Origin of the sequence: Campylobacter concisus (assembly GCF_003048605.1) — a bacterium.
Lineage (GTDB): Bacteria > Campylobacterota > Campylobacteria > Campylobacterales > Campylobacteraceae > Campylobacter_A > Campylobacter_A concisus_BM.
Genome location: NZ_PIRX01000005.1, coordinates 123,714 through 140,145 on the forward strand (window position 1 = coordinate 123,714; position 16,432 = coordinate 140,145).

Here is a 16,432-nt window from a genome sequence, read left to right on the forward strand (position 1 = left end):
ATCTTTCCTTTATTATTTTGGGCTATTTGTTACCTTAAAAGTTGCTGATTATATAAAAACTAATCTAAAAATCAAATAAATCAAGCAAGAAATTTTGCCGCCACAGATATGACTGCGGTCTGCGATCTTAAGATATTTTTTGTATTTAGTCCGTAGATATTTTTAAATTTAGCCGTCTCATCCTCGCTAAATCCGCCCTCTGGACCGATTATCAAAATTTCATCATCTCTTTTTTCATTTAAATTTTTACCGCCAAAATTTATAGCCGAGACATTTTTATAAACGTTCATTAGCTCGTCTAAATTTTTGTAAATTTCAAACTCCATTAGCGACGTTCTCCCGCACTGCTCACATGAAAGTGCGTTTATGTAGTTTAGTTTTTCAAGGTCGATCTTGAAATTTGCCTGAGAAAATTTAGTATAGACAAAGGCGATCTTGCCAACGCCAAGCTCATTTAAAAATGGCAGCGCCTTTTCGATAGTCTTTGGATCAACGACCGCCCAAGCGATGGTAAAGTCAAATTTATGCTCGCAGTTTAGGCTAGCAAAGACAAGGCTTAAATTTGCACTTCTGCGCTCTATCTCATCTATCTCGTAGATATACTCTTTATCGTCGCGTAAATTTCTAACACTTATGCGCTCTCCAGCCTCAACCCTTCTTGCTTTTAGGTGCAAAAATGCCTCATTTACTATTTTTAAGCGCTCTTCGCCAGCGTTTTTATCATATAAAAATTTCATCTAAATCCCTGCTATGATGATCAAAATAATGTCGCAAATGCCTTTAATAAGGGCAAATTTTTTAAATTTCTCTAGCTCGCCAGCAACGGCATATCTCTTTAGTCTTTTGTATCCAACTGCGCTAAGTGCGATCAAAGCTATCAAGATAAGAAGCATTTTTATGGCGTTAAATTTTGGTTCGTAACTATAATATGCCCACAAAATAAGCCCAGTTAGCACCAAAAAGCTAAGCAACATATGATAAATAGGCAAGAAATACCTTATACGAAGCACGTAGTTTTTACTCTCCACTCCAAACTGAGTAAGCGCTAGATAAAGCGCCGCTAAAGCAAGTAGCTCATAAAAAAATGTCACGTGAAATGGCAAAGTATAAGCGTAGAGTGAGCTTAAGTGTTCGTTCATTTCTTCTCTTTAGGAGGCTCGTTTTCTTCGACGACTGGCTCAGGTGGCAGCTGTTCGTCGATAGTTACATTCGCATCAGGCTGAGCTATCGTAACATCACTGGGGACTGGCTCACTAACGTCACTTTTGGCCTCTTCTTTATCTCCACATCCCAAAAATACGCTAGCTATAAGCAAAAAAGAGGTTATAAATTTTTTCATTAAACGTCCTTTGGATTTTCTATTTTTATCTTATTTATCATCTTTTCAAACAAATTTTTATCTTCCCACTCATCTATAATCGCCTCAGAAAATTTGATATCGCTAAGCCTTATCTTGCCCATTTGTGGGTTTGTCGCGTCCTCTTTAAAGCACTGCGCATAGCCAGTATCGGTCTCGTGCACGATGACGCTGTGAAGCTTTACTTCGCGCTCGCCGTTGTTCATCACGCTAAGCTCAAGTATCCGCTCGATCATTACAAAAAATATACGGCAAAACTGCTCTGCACTGGGATTTAGTGGGATCTCTATCCACCTTGCAGAGTGCTTTTTAAGGTCGTTTTTGTATTCGTCACTATCGCCTGAAAATATGGTCGTGGCGTGATCAAAGCTATCGATGATTGTCTTTATGTTTTGCTTCATCAGCCCAAAGTCATAGACCATGCCAGCGTTGTCTAAGAAATTTGAGCTAAGTAAAATTTCTGCTACGTAGCTGTGGCCATGGATGCTCGTCCTGCAGCGTTTTGAGCTACAAAACCTCACGATATGCGCATTTTCAAATCTAAAAAGTTTTCTAATAATCATCAAACACCCTCTTTGTCGCCCCAAAGCCTGATGTGGATACGCTCTGAGTAGTTAAATCCATGCTTTATGGCAAATTGTGCTGTTTTTAGAGCATTTTTGCTTAGCTCGTCTTTATTTGCGCCCATTGCCATGCACCAGACTGGCAAATTTGCTCTATTTTTTATATCTAAAATTTCCTCCAGCTCGCTTTTGTCAAAGCGCGAGAGGACAAATTTTAAAAAGCTACTTTTTGCGTTATTTTTGATAGCTAAAATAGCATCTAAATTTATGCGTTTTTGCTCGCTAACTCCGCTATTTGCTAGCTTAACGCCAAGTGCAAAATGGCAGTTTTTATAAATTTCAAATTTAGCAAAATCAACCAAGATCGTGCCATTTGTCTCAAAATGCACCTCGTAATTTATAAGCAAATTTCTTACCAAATTTATGAAATTTTCATTTTGATGCCAGATGAGTGGCTCGCCACCTGTTAAAACGATGATCGGCTTTTGCTCTAAGCCTTTACAAAGCCCATCAACTAGGCTTAAAATTTCATCTGCGCTATATGTTTTGTGGTGAAAATGTCCCTTAAAAACGGCTCTTATGCTATCGCATCCCAAAAGCTCTTCGCCTGTTTTTAAAGACCTTGTCTTTACGCCAAAGCCAGAGCAGTTTAGGTTGCAGCCCAAAAAGCGTAAAAACACAGCGAGCCTGCCCTGATAAGCGCCTTCGCCTTGGATGCTTAAAAATGCCTCAACTAATTCTAGCTCTTTGCTCATCAACCACCAGTTTGGTAAAAAGCCCTTGAAGAGGTTTCATTTTCAGCTCCTAGAGCCCATTTGTTCTCTTTTGGCTTGTTAGCTAGCACTTGCCTTAAGATCTCACTTGCTGCGACGATGTCGCCATTTGCGACCGCTTTTTTGATACTTAGCGCATCTTCAAAGTAAAGGCAAGGTATCAAAAGCCCCTCAGCACTTAGTCTGATGCGGTTGCAACTCTCGCAAAAGTCGTGTTTGTGGGGGTCAATGATGCCAAATTTATAGCCGTCATCAAGCCTATAAATAGACGCAGGTGCGTTTGGCAATTTTTCATCTTTTGTGACATTATATTTTTGCGAGATGATCTTTAAAATTTCATCGCTTTTTAGCCCTTTTAGATCCTCTTTGGCGTGTGAGTTTTCCATATATTCGATAAATCTGATCTGAGAATTTCTAAATTTGGCAAACTCAAGCAAATTTACTAGCTCATCGTCGTTAAAGCCTTTTAGCGCGACCGTGTTTATCTTCACCTTTAATCCAACATCAAGTGCTGCCTCAAAGCCAGCTAAAACCTCGTGTAAGACGCTCTTTTGAGCGATAAATTTAGCCTTTTGCTCATTTAGCGTATCAAGCGACATATTTATGCGCTTTAGGCCAGCGTCCTTTAGCCTTTTGGCAAAGTGTGGCAGCATAAAGCCATTTGTCGTAAGCGCTAGATCGATGTCTGGCTTATAATCGCTTATCATCTTTATAAAGACGTCAAGGTCCTTACGCACGAGTGGCTCGCCGCCTGTGATCCTGATCTTTGTCACGCCTTCGTCGATAGCTACTTTTACAAATAAAAATAGCTCCTCAAATGTCAGTAAATTCTCTTTTGGTGTCCAACTAAATGGCGTCGTAGGCATGCAATATCTACATCTAAAATTGCAACGCTGCGTCACAGAAATTCTTAAATAATCAACAACCCGACCATATTTATCTATTAGCATAAAGCACCTTTTTTAAGCTTGGTTAGAGCTTTTTTAATTTTCAATTATATGTTAAAAGATTTAAATCTAAATAAAAATTTAAGCCAATTTTTGTAGTTTAAGAGTAGTTTTGTCTTTTTAAAAAGCCTGTAAAATTTAGGCTAGTTTGTGAAATTTCAGCACAAACTCAACTCGCCCCATACCCACGTGAAGGTCTTTTGCGATCATGGCTGCGCTCTTTCCGTCCTTAAACATCTTTAGAATTTGCTCTTCTTCATTTATAACGCTTGGGGCGATTTTATTGATATCCCTTGTTCGCTCCTCAAGGTTAAACATCCTATCTTTTTGCTCTGTTGCAAAGTCGTCTATAACTCGCTCGATACTCTTTATAGCGCGGATTATCGGCACGATCTTTTCATTGATCTGCTCGTTTATCTGCTCTTTTAGCTCATCTTTTACATCTTTTAGCTGCTCGTCGTCATCAGGCTTAAAGCTCGCCAGTGCGGCTAGCTGTTTTTTGAGATTATAGTTTTCTTGTATGGCGCTCTCTATGGCACGCTCATATCTTGTAAATTTCTTATTTGTCTCGCTATCTTTTATAAATATCAAAGCTATTATTATCGCTAAAACGATACCAAAACCTAAAAAAATGTAAATTTCCATATTTTTCCTTTACGAATTCGCTCTAAGCTCTCTTATCATCACACGCTCTCTAGCCGTCACGTAAGCGTTCCAGTCAGCCTCGTCCTCTTCGTGCATGTTCTCTATCTTTGCTAGCCTCTCATCCTGCGCCCTTAGGTAAAGGCTCAAATTTCTCTTTGGAAAGATAGGCATCGCGATCCTTGCGTAGTAAATTTCATCTTTTTTAAATTTATCTTCGCTTATTTTTATATGTGTAAAGCCGATCTCATCGATATCTGCGCTCTCTTTTAGTGGCAAGTATTGCTTGTGCTCATTTTTTATATAATCACTAAGCGCGTCGATCTTTCTATGAAGCTCGATGACAAGCGTTAGCAAGACTTGGTCGCTCTCTTTGGTCTCGCCGCGTGATTTTGCACGCTTTAGCCACGCTCCAAGCGCATCTTCGTCGCCTGGCAAGATAGAGTTAAATTCTCTTAAAAATTTCTCATCCCCACTTTTGTCGCACTCATAAACCATGCTAAGAGGCGCTTTAAAAAGCCTTACTTCGCTCATAATACACTTATCCAAACAAAGATGAAAAATAAAATTCCCAAGTAGCCATTTAGCGTGAAAAACGCCCTGTCTATCTTACTAAAGTCGCGCCTTACGATCCTATGCTCGAAAAATAATATCACGCCACTTACCACAATGCCAAAAAATGCCATCGCTCCAAGCTCAGCCGCCCAAGCAAAAAGTAGCCAAAGTATAAAAGCTAAGGCGTGAAAAATGGCTGATAAAAATAGTGTCGCTTTGTCGCCATAAATGGCTGGTATGCTAAAGAGCTTATTTTCTTGGTCAAATTTAATATCTTGAAGCGAGTAGAGCAGGTCAAATCCAGCCACCCAAAATGTCACACCAAGGCAAAGTAGCACGCTCCAAAGCGGTATAGTAGCGCTCACTGCGACCACGCCAGCGATGGGGGCAAGTCCAAGACTAAGGCCTAGCACCAAGTGCGCTAACTCGCTAAATCGCTTAAACAGCGAGTATCCGCCAAGCACGGCAAGGATAGGGAAGCTTAGCCAAAATGCGAGCGAATTTACAAAATAAGCGCAGATGATAAAGATAAGCGCGTTTGCTACGATGAAAAGCTGCATATTGCCCTTGCCGATGCGTCCATCTACGCTTGGACGGCTTGCGGTGCGTGGGTTTAGCTTGTCGATGTCCTCGTCTTGGTATCTGTTAAATGCCATGGCGAAATTTCTAGCGCTAACCGCGCAAATAGTGCCTAAAATAAGCAGTTTAAAGCCAAACCAAGCTGAGCCATTTTCTATCTTGCTCGCAACTATCATCGCCACAAAGATAAATGGCAGGGCAAAGACCGAGTGCTTAAAAACGATGAGTTCTGCGATATCTTTTAGCTTTTTGATCATATAAATTTCCATCTTTTTAAAAAGTGTCTGATTTTACACCATTTTGCTTTAAATCTAAATTTATATTATCATTGCAAGAGTAATTTAAAATGAAGGGTTATGATGAGTAAAATATCGATTATCGGAGATGGTTTTAGTGCGTTATTTACGGCGCTTGAGCTAGCTAAAAAGGGCGAGGAAATTTTAGTTATTAGTAGCCAAAAAGATGAGTTTGAGAGTGGAATTTTAACCCCATTTAACACCCCAGCGCTTGCAAGAGATGGAGCGATATCTAGCTCATTTTTGGGGCTTGTTAGTAAAAAAAGCGAGCTTGATATAGCGCTTTGCTTAAATGAAAACTTTAGAGCTTGGATGGCGAATTTTACGCTTAAATCAACAAAGGCTCACGATAAAAAGATGAGAATTTTGTTTAAGAAATTTGGGCAAAAGAGCTTTGAAATTTTAAGAGAGCTAAACGAAAAATATCCGCAGATAAATTTTGATGATAGTGGCGTTTATCTCGTTTTTAGCGAGGATGAGAGCTTTAAAAAGAGGCTTGATGAGACAAGGGTCGCTGATAGCGAGCAAGAAATTTTAAGCGTGGATAGTGAGCTAGCAAATTTTGGCCTGATAAATAAAAATATAAAAGGGGCGCTAAATTTAGCTAAAAACGCGAGTATAGACGCGGCTGAGCTAAAGAAGGCGCTTGTTGATGAGCTAAATGAACTCGGAGCGCAGTTTATAAATGATGAAATTTATGAGCTAAAAACACAGGGGCAAGCCGTGCAAAAGGCTGTTGGTGCAGCTGGCGAGTACGAAGCTGATAGCTTTGTCGTGGTAAGCAGAAATTTGGAGCTTTCAAGTAAGCTTGGGACAAATTTAAGCGCCATTTTGGCTAAATTTTACACGATAGATCTCGCGCTAAGCGAGGGTCAAATCCCTAAAAAACCGATCATTTTGAATGATATGTTTGCCAAAATTTATCCAACCAAAAATGGCGTCACGATCATTACAAATTTACAAGTGGGCGCGATCGATACGCTCGTAAAAACAGAAAGGATCAACGCATTTTTAAATGAGCTAAAGACGCACCTTGGCATAAGCGAGCTAAAAGAGCCTAGTTTTAGGGCAAATTTCGTGCTTCTTAGCTCAAACGACAAGCCAGCGATCGGACGAGATGAGACATATCAAAATTTACTCTATAACCAAGCGTATGGGCTAAATGAACTAAGCTTTGCACCGCACTTTGCAGGCGTTTTGGCTGATCTTATAAAAGAGGGTAAAAGTAACGAAGATAGCGATGAAATTTTACTTTTTAGCTCACTTTACGAGGGCTAAGCTTGTTTGGCGAGCTAGCACTAATTGGCACCACGGCAAGCGGTAAGAGCGATCTAGCCTTTGAGCTGGCAAAGGAATTTGGGGGCGTCATCTTAAGCCTTGATTCGCTAGCACTTTATAAAGAGATAGATATCGCCAGCGCAAAGCCAAAGCCCTGGCAGCTAGGGGCTGTGAGGCACTTTGGGGTGGATGAAATTTACCCTGATGAGGAATTTAGCGTTGGGGCGTTTTTTGAAATTTACAAAAATGCAAAGGAATTTGCGCGCTCGCAAGAGTGCTTGCTCATCATCACAGGCGGAAGTGGCTTTTATCTAAAGGCGATGCTAAGCGGTCTTGCGCCAGATGTGCCAAAATGCGAGCTAAATTTAAGCAACGAGGAAATTTACGAGCTAGCTTTACAAAACGACCCTGAGTTCGCAGGCAAATTTAGCCAAAATGACTCTTATCGCCTCGAAAAATGGTATCAAATTTATAAATTTAGCGGCCAAATTCCAAGCGTTTGGCTAAAGCAAAATACCAAAGAGAGCGTCATAAAAGAGCTTGCGATATTTGAAATTTTGTGGGACAAAGATGAGCTTAGAGCTCGCATCGCAAAGCGGATGAAAAATATGCTAGATGAGGGCTTGATAGATGAGGCGAAGTTTTTATTTGACAAGTATAAAAGCGAGCCAAAGCCATTAAAATCAATAGGTCTAAAGGAGTGCAAGCAGTTTTTGGAGGGTGAAATTTCAAAAAGTGAGCTAGAAACGCTTATCGCCACGCACACAGCCCAGCTTGCTAAGCGTCAGAGAACCTTTAACCGCTCGCAGTTTGAGAAGAAATTTGTGGGCGATTTGGCGCAGACTAGAAGTGAAGTTTTGAAATTTTTAAAAGGCTAAATTTGAGCTTGGTTAAATTTAAATTGTTTGGGTTGTAAATTTAAATTTAGCAGAGGCGAACAGCTCCAAAAGAAGCCGTTCGATAAATTTATATAGGCATAACCCTGATCTTTGGGCTTAGGCTCTCTTGTAAGACATTTTCTATCGCATAAAGCGTGCCAGTCGAGCCGCTTGAACAGCCTGAGCAAGCGCCAAGATAGCGGATATAAACATCGATATTTTCGCCGTTATCGTTTCTGATGTCTATGATCTCTAAATTTCCGCCATCCATCATAAGCATCGGGCGGATCTCTTTATCGATGATCGACTCGATCGCTTTTAGCTGGCCAACCATCGTCATGCTCTCAAAGCTAACGTCGCTAAGCGTGTTATTTGCTTGAGCATTTGCCTGAGCTTCTAGCCTCTCTTGCTCCATCTCAGCCCTAGTATCGCGCAAGATATCAACAAGGTAGTAGTCTTTTTTCTCGTGTCCACCAGGTCTAACGCATGATTTGCAAAATGCGCCTGCTTTGGTGTATTGCGTGATCTCTTCAACCGTGTGAAGGTCGTTTAGCCTTATCACCTCTTTGATCGTGCCAAGGCTCACTCTAGCGCACTCGCAAACGATGATCTCATCTTCAAAGTGCTCTGGGTCTATGCCCTTGTAGCTTGCAGCAGCTGCCTTGATGACATCATACGCCATAACCGAGCAGTGCATCTTTTGAGGTGGGACGGCTGGGGTGTCTGGGTTGTCACGCATAGCTCTTTCGACATCTAAATTTGTTATCTTGACCGCTTCATCGACCGTTTTGCCGATGCAAAGCTCAGCCATCGTATCAGAGCTAGCTATCGCCGTGCCACAGCCAAAGCTTTTAAATTTAGCGTCTATTATCTTGTCAGTTTTCTCATCAACGAGCCAATAAAGCCTTACCGCGTCGCCGCAGCTCTCTGCGCCAAAGTCAGCGATGATAAGTTTTGCGTTTGCTTTTTTGGCGTCCTCTTCGGTTAGTTCGCCCATGAATTTAGGATTATTCATCCTATCTTGCACTACCTTTGAGTATTCATCCCAGATAGAGCCGCCGATTAAGTTATTTTTTGCCATGTTTTTCCTTTAAATTTTATAATCCACTCTTATGCCACTCTGGGGCGTATGCAAATGTGCTTGAGATGCCTCTTAGCCTATTTACAGCCTTTGTTATCTGCTCGATCGCATAGTCGATCTCTTCTTCTGTGTTAAACCTTGAAAGAGAGAGTCTAAGTGCGGTGTGAGCTAGCTCTTTGTCAGCGCCGATCGCCTCCATGATAGGATTGCTCTCAAGCGTTTCGCTCGCACAGGCAGAGCCAGTAGAGGCCGCTATGCCAGCTCTATTTAGATCCCAAAGCATCGCCTCGCCCTCGACACCTTTGATAGATGCTAGGATGGTGTTTGGCACGCGCTGATCTTTTGTGCCAACTATACTAACGTCAGGAATTTGTAGCAGCGCGTCTTCAAGTTTGTCACGCAAACGACGAACGTGTGAGTGCTCGTAGTCCATAAATTTATTTGCTAGTTCAAGCGCCTTGCCCATGCCAACGATGCCTGGTACATCAAGTGTGCCGCTTCTGCGTCCGCCCATGTGCTCGCCGCCGTGAAGCAAGCTGCTTAGTGGCATGCTATTTTTTATAAATAACGCTCCAACGCCCTTTGGTCCGTGAAATTTATGCGCTGAAAAGCTTAAAAAATCAACGTCTAAATCTTGAACGTCTATCTTTATCTTGCCAACTGCTTGCACGGCGTCAGTGTGAAATAAAGTGCCGTATTCGTGGGCAACTTTAGCAAGCTCTTTTATAGGAAAGATCATGCCAGTTTCGTTGTTTGCGCTCATTATGGCGACAAGCGCGACGTTTTCGTCCATGACGGCTCTTAGCTGATCTGGAGTGACGATGCCGTCGCTATTTACGTCTAAAACTGTAAGATCCACGCCATATTTTTCTAGGAATTTACAAGTTGCCAAAATGGCTGGATGCTCGACTGCGGTTGTGATGATGCGTTTTTTCTCGCCAGTTGCGATTTTGTCAAAGTAGATGCCTTTTACAACCCAGTTGTTGCTCTCGGTTGCGCATGAGGTAACGACGATGTCATCGCTATCTTTTGCATTTAGTCCAGCGTAGAGCTGATCTAGCGCTGTTCTTAGCGCTGGGTGGGTCTCTGAGCCAAATTTGTGAAGTGAGTTTGGATTGCCGTACTTTTCACAAAAAAACGGCTTCATAAGTTCAAAAGCTTCTGGATCAACCATCGTTGTTGCGTTATTGTCTAAATATACTCTCAAATTTAAAACCTTAATTCGGATAAAAAATATCCCTTTTATTTTTGATGGGATATTATAACAAAAAAGTTAAAAGCAAGTTTAAAAAAATGCTTTAGTTTTTTCAATATTTGGCTCATTTTGATAGTAAAAAATATTGAAATTCTTTATCAATATTTGTCAGATACGCCATTTGCGAAATTTCGCCTAAAAGAGCCTATTTTACTCTTAATATTAATTCTTTTTCTTAAGGATTAATATTCAAAAGTGAGGTAATTAATCGTAACGTAAATATATCGACAATAAAATAAGCAAAATAAAATTTCTAAAAGGATATAGGATGAAATTTATAGGCATTATACTTCTACTACTAACAAGCATATTTTTAATAGCCTGCTCTGCAAATCAAGCAAGCAATAAGATAAGTAACTCTGAGCTAGAGAATTTAGCTAGTAAATATGGTGGAGTTTATGTGTTTAATGAGAAATTTGAAAAAGAGATAGAGAAAAGAGAAGCTGAGAGAAAAGAGCTAAGAAAAAATACAAGAGGAAAAGATTTAGGTGGTGGACTATATGCTGTTAATACAAAAGTAGTTGATGAGAAATTTCCACAAACTTTGTCAAATGGCAAGAAATACTATACACGCTGGATAGACTATGAACGAGAAACTGGCAAAAAAGCTGAAATTCCTGAAGTTTATATAAACAAAATCAAAGAATTTATAGGAGATGATTTTAATAAGCAAAAACCAGAGTTATTAATGTTTTATCTATATGAAGACAATGGGATAGCTATACCTATAACAGTAAGAGCTTCTTACACATACGTAAAAACAAAATATGGCTTATTTGGTGATGAAGGACGTGGCGTTAAACTTAGCAAACAAAACTTTGTCACTAGGACAAGCAGAAGTGAATTTCACATAATAAATGGTAAATTTGAAAGAGCAAGCAAGGATAAGTAATGCAAACTAAAAAATCAAACAAAGAGCTAATAAATTGTTTTAAAGACTACATTGATATTGCTGATGCAAGTTATGCAATGCTTCACTGAAGTCGAAAGAAATGGGCTAGACAATAATATAGATAAAAACAGCCTCAATTAATAAAAAAATTTAACAATCTACAAATAAAACATAATAAATTAATAATATTATAATTTCAAAGACAATAAAATAAGCAAAATAAATTTTCTAAAAGGACATAGGATGAAATTTGTTGCAATTATACTTCTACTACTAACAAGCATATTTTTAATAGCCTGCTCTGCAAATCAAGCAAGCAATAAGATAAGTAACTCTGAACTAGAGAATTTAGCTAGTAAATATGGTGGAGTTTATGTATTTAATGAGAAATTTGAAAAAGAGATAACTACTAAAGAAAAGATAAGGCGAGAAGCAGAGTTAGCAATAGTGAATGCTTCAAAAACGGATGCTGAGATGAGAAAGAATTTAAAAGGATTTGATGTAAAGTATCCACAAACCCTCTCAAACGGCAAAAAATACTATGAAAATTCAACAGACTATGAAAATCAAACTGGCAAAAAATTAAAAATTCCAGCAGAATATAAAGAAAAGGTTATAAATTTCATAGGTATAGATAATTACAATAAATCAAAGCCAGGTTTTGATCTAGGTTACTTTTGTATAGATAAAGATGACAATATAGAAGTTATAGATATGACAGTTGATTATTACGTTACTAAGACAGATTATGGTTTATATGGCGATGAAGGTATGGGCTTTAGTTTTAAAAAAATAGATATGTGAATATAAGTGGCGATAATAAATTTATACTAACTAATGGCAAATTTATAAAAGCAGAAAAATAAAAAAGGATCTATTATGAAATCAAATAAGACCAGTAAAGAACTAATAAACTGCTTTAAAGACTATATAGATATCGCTGATGCTTCTTATGCTCTTTTACATAATGTTTTTGAGAATGAAAGAAATAAACTAAACAATAGCTTCAATCAATAAAAAATTTAACAATCTACAAATAAAACATAATAAATTAATAATATTATAATTTCAAAGACAATAAAATAAGCAAAATAAAATTTCTAAAAGGATATAGGATGAAATTTGTTGCAATTACACTTCTACTACTAACAAGCATATTTTTAATAGCCTGCTCTGCAAATCAAGCAAGCAATAAGATAAGTAACTCTGAGCTAGAGAATTTAGCTAGTAAATATGGTGGAGTTTATGTGTTTAATGAGAAATTTGAAAAAGAGATAGAGAAAAGAGAAGCTGAGAGAAAAGAGCTAAGAAAAAATACAAGAGGAAAAGATTTAGGTGGTGGACTATATGCTGTTAATACAAAAGTAGTTGATGAGAAATTTCCACAAACTTTGTCAAATGGCAAGAAATACTATGAAAATTCAACAGACTATGAAAATCAAACTGGCAAAAAATTAAAAATTCCAGCAGAATATAAAGAAAAGGTTATAAATTTCATAGGTATAGATAATTACAATAAATCAAAACCAGGTTTTGATCTAGGTTACTTTTGCATAGGCAAAGATGACAATATCGAAGTTATAGATATGACAGTTGATTATTACGTTACTAAGACAGATTATGGTTTATATGGCGATGAAGGTATGGGCTTTAGTTTTAAAAAAAATAGATATGTGAATATAAGTGGTGATAATAAATTTATACTAACTAATGGCAAATTTGAAAGAGCAAGCAAGGATAAATAATGCAACCTAAAAAATCAAGCAAAGAACTAATAAACTGCTTTAAAGACTATATAGATATAGCTGATGCTTCTTATGCTCTTTTACATAATATCTTTGAGAATGAAAGAAATGGGCTAGATGATCTAAATGATAAGTTTGGTAAAGGAAAGGTCCCTGAAAACATTGTAAATTCATACAGAAAAGAAGAAAAAAATAAGCCTGTTTGGAGATATAAAGATAATATAAAAAAAGGAGATATATTAGACGGCGATATTCAAGATAAAGACGGAAATACTATAAAAAAAGCTGGCGATCCTACCGCTTACGCTTTAGCAATAGAAGCAAGATTTATGGCTGAAAAGATAGTCAAAAAACCAATGGAAGAAGGGGATGAAAAAGAAGAAATTGTTGAACTATCAAACGATGTAAAGAATTTTATAAAAACGTCTAAAACTAAACCTCCAAGAATTTTTTACACCCAAAAAGACCTCTCCCCTCGCACAAAGCTCTTTGTCAATCGCTACGAGCTAGTAAAACATATACCAAACCAAAAATCAGGCTTTAGCTCGTCAGTGTTTTATGACACTGCCAAGTCAAACTATATCATAGGTTTTAGAGGGACGGAGATGAAGGGAAACGACTTTTTAGATGATGGTTTTATGGCTATTACCTCTAGGGCTATTATGCAGATATCTGCACTAAAATCACTCCAATCAAGTATGGTTGAAGCTATAAATTCTCATAGTTTAAATTTAAATAGTGTGGATGGTGGGGATGAGAGCTCTTTAAATTTAAACCAAGAGCAAGCCTCTCATGGTCCTAAAGAGGTCATCCTCTCAGGTCACTCACTAGGCGGACACCTAGCACAGATATATGCTGTTACATTTAAAGATAGCGGAGTAAAAGAGCTTTATACTTATAATGCTCCAGGAATTTATGGTGGGATAATAGGCTCAGCTTTTACTTGGGTGGTAAGGTTTCTTAGTCTTATAGCTAAGGGCATAGTTAGAGGGGCAAAGTATGTAGCAAGACTTATTGATCCAGATGGCTTTTTAGGAAAGCTAGTAAATTCTGCTTTTAATAAGATAAAAGGCATGCTTGGTTTTAAGGATGACAAGAGCACGGTGAAAGAGTGCGTAAATGCAGTTGAGAAAAACGATGAGGCTTGCAAGACTCTTTCAAACAAAGATACAAGCCTAAATATAAAAAGAGCTAGCAAGGGTGATGATCTAGGCATAGAGATACATCATATAGAAAGTGTAAAGCAAAGCATCAGCAAAAATGAGGATAGTTACACAAAAGACTGGCATGTAATGTGGGAGCCTACACTTTCTGTTATATCTGATCTTGGGTTTAAGCTAGGTGTTGGTATGGCTAATGAGATAGAGTATAAAAACACTGATAATAGACACTTGATCAATATATTAGTTAGGTCGCACTTTTTAAAAGAAAGTGTAATGATACTATACTTGATGTGCTATCTCTTAGAGCATAAAGAAAACGCAAGCAAGATAGAGGGTAAAGATATCGTAGGCGCCCTAGACTACCTAAACGAGTATATCCAGTCGCTTAAATTTAAACTAAGATGTATAAGGATGAAGCTAAATTTAGATGTGGATATAGATAGCATAAGCAACACCTCGATGCTTGATACACCTTTATATATCTTCTATGCTTATCTAAACCTCTTTTATGAGCAAGGGAAATTTAGCGATGATAAATTTAAACAAGATATGGTTGGATATATCATCGAAAATTTAGGCAAAAATATAGATAAAAATAGCGATAAAGAGGCTCACTTAGTTAAGCTTTTGGATGCTGAGGATATAGAGAAGCTAAATGCCTCGCAGATAGTAAGTAGTGCTAGAGCTGGTGATATAGATATGCTAGTGGCGATATGTGCTTTAAATTTATTTGTCTTTGATAAGAAGATAGAAAAAGACGAACTAGGCAAATACTTCGCTTATAACAAAAATATCTATAAGAGCATAACAACCCTGTGTGACGACAAGGTGGATATGAAGCTTGCTACTACGTACGTAAAAGATAGGATAGAGATACTAAAAAGCATAATAAGCCTAAAATATGCCGACTACAAAAAACTTGTAGAAAACGAGAATTTCTTAGCTAGTGTTAGCTCTAATGAGGCAAGCTCTAGCGATGAAGCGATAGTTATAGCGCATAAACCATCAACTTTAAGCAATAACGATATAGCACGCAATAACAAACTAGCAACTGAGGGTATAAGAGCTCTTGCAAATGAGAGCTTTGGGGATATCTTTCATAAAAAAGAAAACACTCTTAGTGTAAGTGCTGAAGATAAAAGCATCATAGACGCGGCGGTCTTAAATGATATATTTAAACTAGATAGTAAAAGTATGGAGCAAAGGGTATATCTAGGCTCTATGCTTCTAAACACCGCCACAGAACAATCAGACTATCCACTATACTTTAAAAATGAAGAGAGCGCGGAGGAGGAAAGCTCAAACGCTGTATCCTTTGCTCACCAGCCAAGAGATGAGGATAAAGACAAGGGAAGACTAACTATCGATTATAAAAACCAACGAGCTTGTGTGCTAAACTACTCTTTACTAAACAAAAGCCTAAATATAGACCTAAAGCCAACAAACAAAGAGACCAAGGAGTCGCTTGAAAAGGCAAGTGAGAGACTAAATTTAGAAAAGAGAAGTAGCGCGGTAAGTGCTGGGGGCACTGCCTTTGCTAATCCAATAATAGAAGATGACGTGGTAGTTTGCCCACATGGTGGCCATGTGATCTTAAAAAGTAGAGCGGGCAAAAGCATAAGGTCAGATGATCAAGGTGTGATACTTGATGTTGACTTTATAAACTCACCGATAGTTGGCTGCTCAGCTAAAAACCCTTGCACCAAGGTGGCATACGTACCAAGAGCGGCTCTTAGTCTAAAAAGTATGAATAACCACTATGCTGTTATGCAAGATCTAGTGCCAGCGTGCCTAAGCAACACCAGCTCACCGCTAAGGTGCATAAAAAAAGAAAATAGGATAAAGCTAGCTCATAGTGTAGGTAGCCCTGCATCTGAAAACAATAATGCAGCGGTGCTAAATCCAAATTTAAACAAGCCAGTCATAAGGCTGCATGTAAAGGCTTTTGCTTCTCAGAGTGATAACCTTTTGGTGGCTACGTACTATCTATTTGATAAAAAATTTGAAGATAAAAATGGTTTTAAAAAGATCAAGCTCAACTTAGATGAGGGAAGAGACGTAGAGGATAAGAATTTAAAGGCTCTTTTGGCGGATAATTATGACGATAAGCGTTATGATATCAAAGAATTTAAACTAAGATATGGAGCGGATAAGCTAAATTTGGTATTTGTTGCTCCAAAGAATTTTAGCGCACTTGATAAAGAGAACTATAAAAAGGCAAATAATCCTGAAAGTGGTGTGGGATTTTATGCTAGTTTAGACGAGTTTAACAGCTCTAGCACAGATAAAAACAAGCAAACTTATACGAATGTATTTTTAACTCCAACTGGCGCTAAAAGTATAGAGCTTGAGATAGCTAAAGGGCTAGATAGTGGATATGAAAACGACATAAACACAACTAGCTTTACAATGCTTGTTAGTTGATAAA

The 16,432-nt window shown here is 38.2% G+C and carries 18 protein-coding genes; 7 read left to right on the plus strand and 11 right to left on the minus strand.

All coding sequences use genetic code 11. From position 1 onward, the window contains the following. Positions 1 to 80: 80 nt before the first annotated feature. The 9 genes from CVS86_RS05395 to mqnP form a co-directional block, all read right to left on the minus strand. The gene (locus tag CVS86_RS05395; protein WP_103613630.1) at positions 81 to 737 is read right to left on the minus strand and encodes a 16S rRNA (uracil(1498)-N(3))-methyltransferase; all 657 of its coding nucleotides are present in this window, start codon (positions 735 to 737) and stop codon (positions 81 to 83) included. Beyond that, on the minus strand, positions 738 to 1,139 hold the full coding sequence (locus tag CVS86_RS05400) for a hypothetical protein (protein ID WP_107791227.1): 402 nt from the start codon (positions 1,137 to 1,139) through the stop codon (positions 738 to 740). It lies immediately after the preceding gene. After that, the gene (locus tag CVS86_RS05405) at positions 1,136 to 1,339 is read right to left on the minus strand and encodes a hypothetical protein (RefSeq protein ID WP_103599403.1); all 204 of its coding nucleotides are present in this window, start codon (positions 1,337 to 1,339) and stop codon (positions 1,136 to 1,138) included. Before CVS86_RS05405 ends, CVS86_RS05400 begins: the two co-directional genes overlap by 4 nt. Continuing rightward, complete coding sequence (locus CVS86_RS05410; RefSeq protein ID WP_107791263.1) at positions 1,339 to 1,920, minus strand: 6-pyruvoyl trahydropterin synthase family protein; 582 nt, start codon at positions 1,918 to 1,920, stop codon at positions 1,339 to 1,341. The genes CVS86_RS05405 and CVS86_RS05410 overlap by 1 nt, the downstream gene beginning before the upstream one ends. Next, the gene (locus CVS86_RS05415) at positions 1,920 to 2,675 is read right to left on the minus strand and encodes a 7-carboxy-7-deazaguanine synthase QueE (protein ID WP_107791228.1); all 756 of its coding nucleotides are present in this window, start codon (positions 2,673 to 2,675) and stop codon (positions 1,920 to 1,922) included. The genes CVS86_RS05410 and CVS86_RS05415 overlap by 1 nt, the downstream gene beginning before the upstream one ends. After that, on the minus strand, positions 2,675 to 3,643 hold the full coding sequence (gene moaA / locus CVS86_RS05420; RefSeq protein WP_107791229.1) for a GTP 3',8-cyclase MoaA: 969 nt from the start codon (positions 3,641 to 3,643) through the stop codon (positions 2,675 to 2,677). Before moaA ends, CVS86_RS05415 begins: the two co-directional genes overlap by 1 nt. A 135-nt stretch (positions 3,644 to 3,778) precedes the next feature. Further along, on the minus strand, positions 3,779 to 4,285 hold the full coding sequence (locus CVS86_RS05425) for a DUF6115 domain-containing protein (RefSeq protein ID WP_107791230.1): 507 nt from the start codon (positions 4,283 to 4,285) through the stop codon (positions 3,779 to 3,781). A gap of 9 nt (positions 4,286 to 4,294) precedes the next feature. Continuing rightward, positions 4,295 to 4,816: a hypothetical protein gene (locus CVS86_RS05430; RefSeq protein ID WP_103594415.1), complete on the minus strand. Its 522-nt coding sequence runs from the start codon at positions 4,814 to 4,816 to the stop codon at positions 4,295 to 4,297. Then, positions 4,813 to 5,673 (minus strand): menaquinone biosynthesis prenyltransferase MqnP, encoded by an 861-nt coding sequence (mqnP, locus tag CVS86_RS05435; protein ID WP_413784222.1) that lies wholly within the window; start codon positions 5,671 to 5,673, stop codon positions 4,813 to 4,815. Before mqnP ends, CVS86_RS05430 begins: the two co-directional genes overlap by 4 nt. Before the next feature lie 102 nt (positions 5,674 to 5,775). Between mqnP and CVS86_RS05440 the strand changes: the two genes are divergently transcribed. Both CVS86_RS05440 and miaA read left to right on the plus strand, forming a co-directional pair. Then, on the plus strand, positions 5,776 to 6,990 hold the full coding sequence (locus CVS86_RS05440; protein ID WP_107791232.1) for an FAD-dependent oxidoreductase: 1,215 nt from the start codon (positions 5,776 to 5,778) through the stop codon (positions 6,988 to 6,990). A gap of 2 nt (positions 6,991 to 6,992) precedes the next feature. Then, complete coding sequence (gene miaA / locus CVS86_RS05445) at positions 6,993 to 7,868, plus strand: tRNA (adenosine(37)-N6)-dimethylallyltransferase MiaA (RefSeq protein ID WP_107791233.1); 876 nt, start codon at positions 6,993 to 6,995, stop codon at positions 7,866 to 7,868. A gap of 88 nt (positions 7,869 to 7,956) precedes the next feature. On the opposite strand, the gene CVS86_RS05450 is transcribed toward miaA, so the two are convergent. Together CVS86_RS05450 and CVS86_RS05455 are read right to left on the minus strand one after the other, a co-directional pair. Next, positions 7,957 to 8,949 (minus strand): iron-sulfur cluster assembly scaffold protein NifU, encoded by a 993-nt coding sequence (locus CVS86_RS05450; RefSeq protein WP_004318029.1) that lies wholly within the window; start codon positions 8,947 to 8,949, stop codon positions 7,957 to 7,959. Positions 8,950 to 8,965: 16 nt separating this feature from the next. Beyond that, the gene (locus tag CVS86_RS05455; protein WP_107791234.1) at positions 8,966 to 10,156 is read right to left on the minus strand and encodes a NifS family cysteine desulfurase; all 1,191 of its coding nucleotides are present in this window, start codon (positions 10,154 to 10,156) and stop codon (positions 8,966 to 8,968) included. Positions 10,157 to 10,472: 316 nt separating this feature from the next. On the opposite strand from CVS86_RS05455, the gene CVS86_RS05460 reads away from it, so the two are divergent. The 5 genes from CVS86_RS05460 to CVS86_RS05480 all read left to right on the plus strand — a co-directional run bounded on the left by CVS86_RS05460 (position 10,473) and on the right by CVS86_RS05480 (position 16,428). Further along, entirely contained in the window at positions 10,473 to 11,096 is a 624-nt protein-coding gene (locus tag CVS86_RS05460) for a tRNA 2-selenouridine synthase (protein ID WP_107791235.1), read from the plus strand. Between the two features lie 243 nt (positions 11,097 to 11,339). Further along, entirely contained in the window at positions 11,340 to 11,900 is a 561-nt protein-coding gene (locus CVS86_RS05465) for a tRNA 2-selenouridine synthase (protein ID WP_234399232.1), read from the plus strand. A 75-nt stretch (positions 11,901 to 11,975) separates the two neighbouring features. Next, positions 11,976 to 12,113 carry a diadenosine tetraphosphate hydrolase gene (locus tag CVS86_RS05470; protein WP_107791236.1) on the plus strand — a complete coding sequence of 46 codons (138 nt, stop codon included), beginning with the start codon at positions 11,976 to 11,978 and terminating at the stop codon, positions 12,111 to 12,113. Between the two features lie 98 nt (positions 12,114 to 12,211). After that, positions 12,212 to 12,841, plus strand: a complete 630-nt coding sequence (locus tag CVS86_RS05475; protein WP_107791237.1) for a tRNA 2-selenouridine synthase — start codon at positions 12,212 to 12,214, stop codon at positions 12,839 to 12,841. Further along, the gene (locus CVS86_RS05480; RefSeq protein ID WP_107791238.1) at positions 12,841 to 16,428 is read left to right on the plus strand and encodes a DUF2974 domain-containing protein; all 3,588 of its coding nucleotides are present in this window, start codon (positions 12,841 to 12,843) and stop codon (positions 16,426 to 16,428) included. The genes CVS86_RS05475 and CVS86_RS05480 overlap by 1 nt, the downstream gene beginning before the upstream one ends. Positions 16,429 to 16,432: the final 4 nt, after the last annotated feature.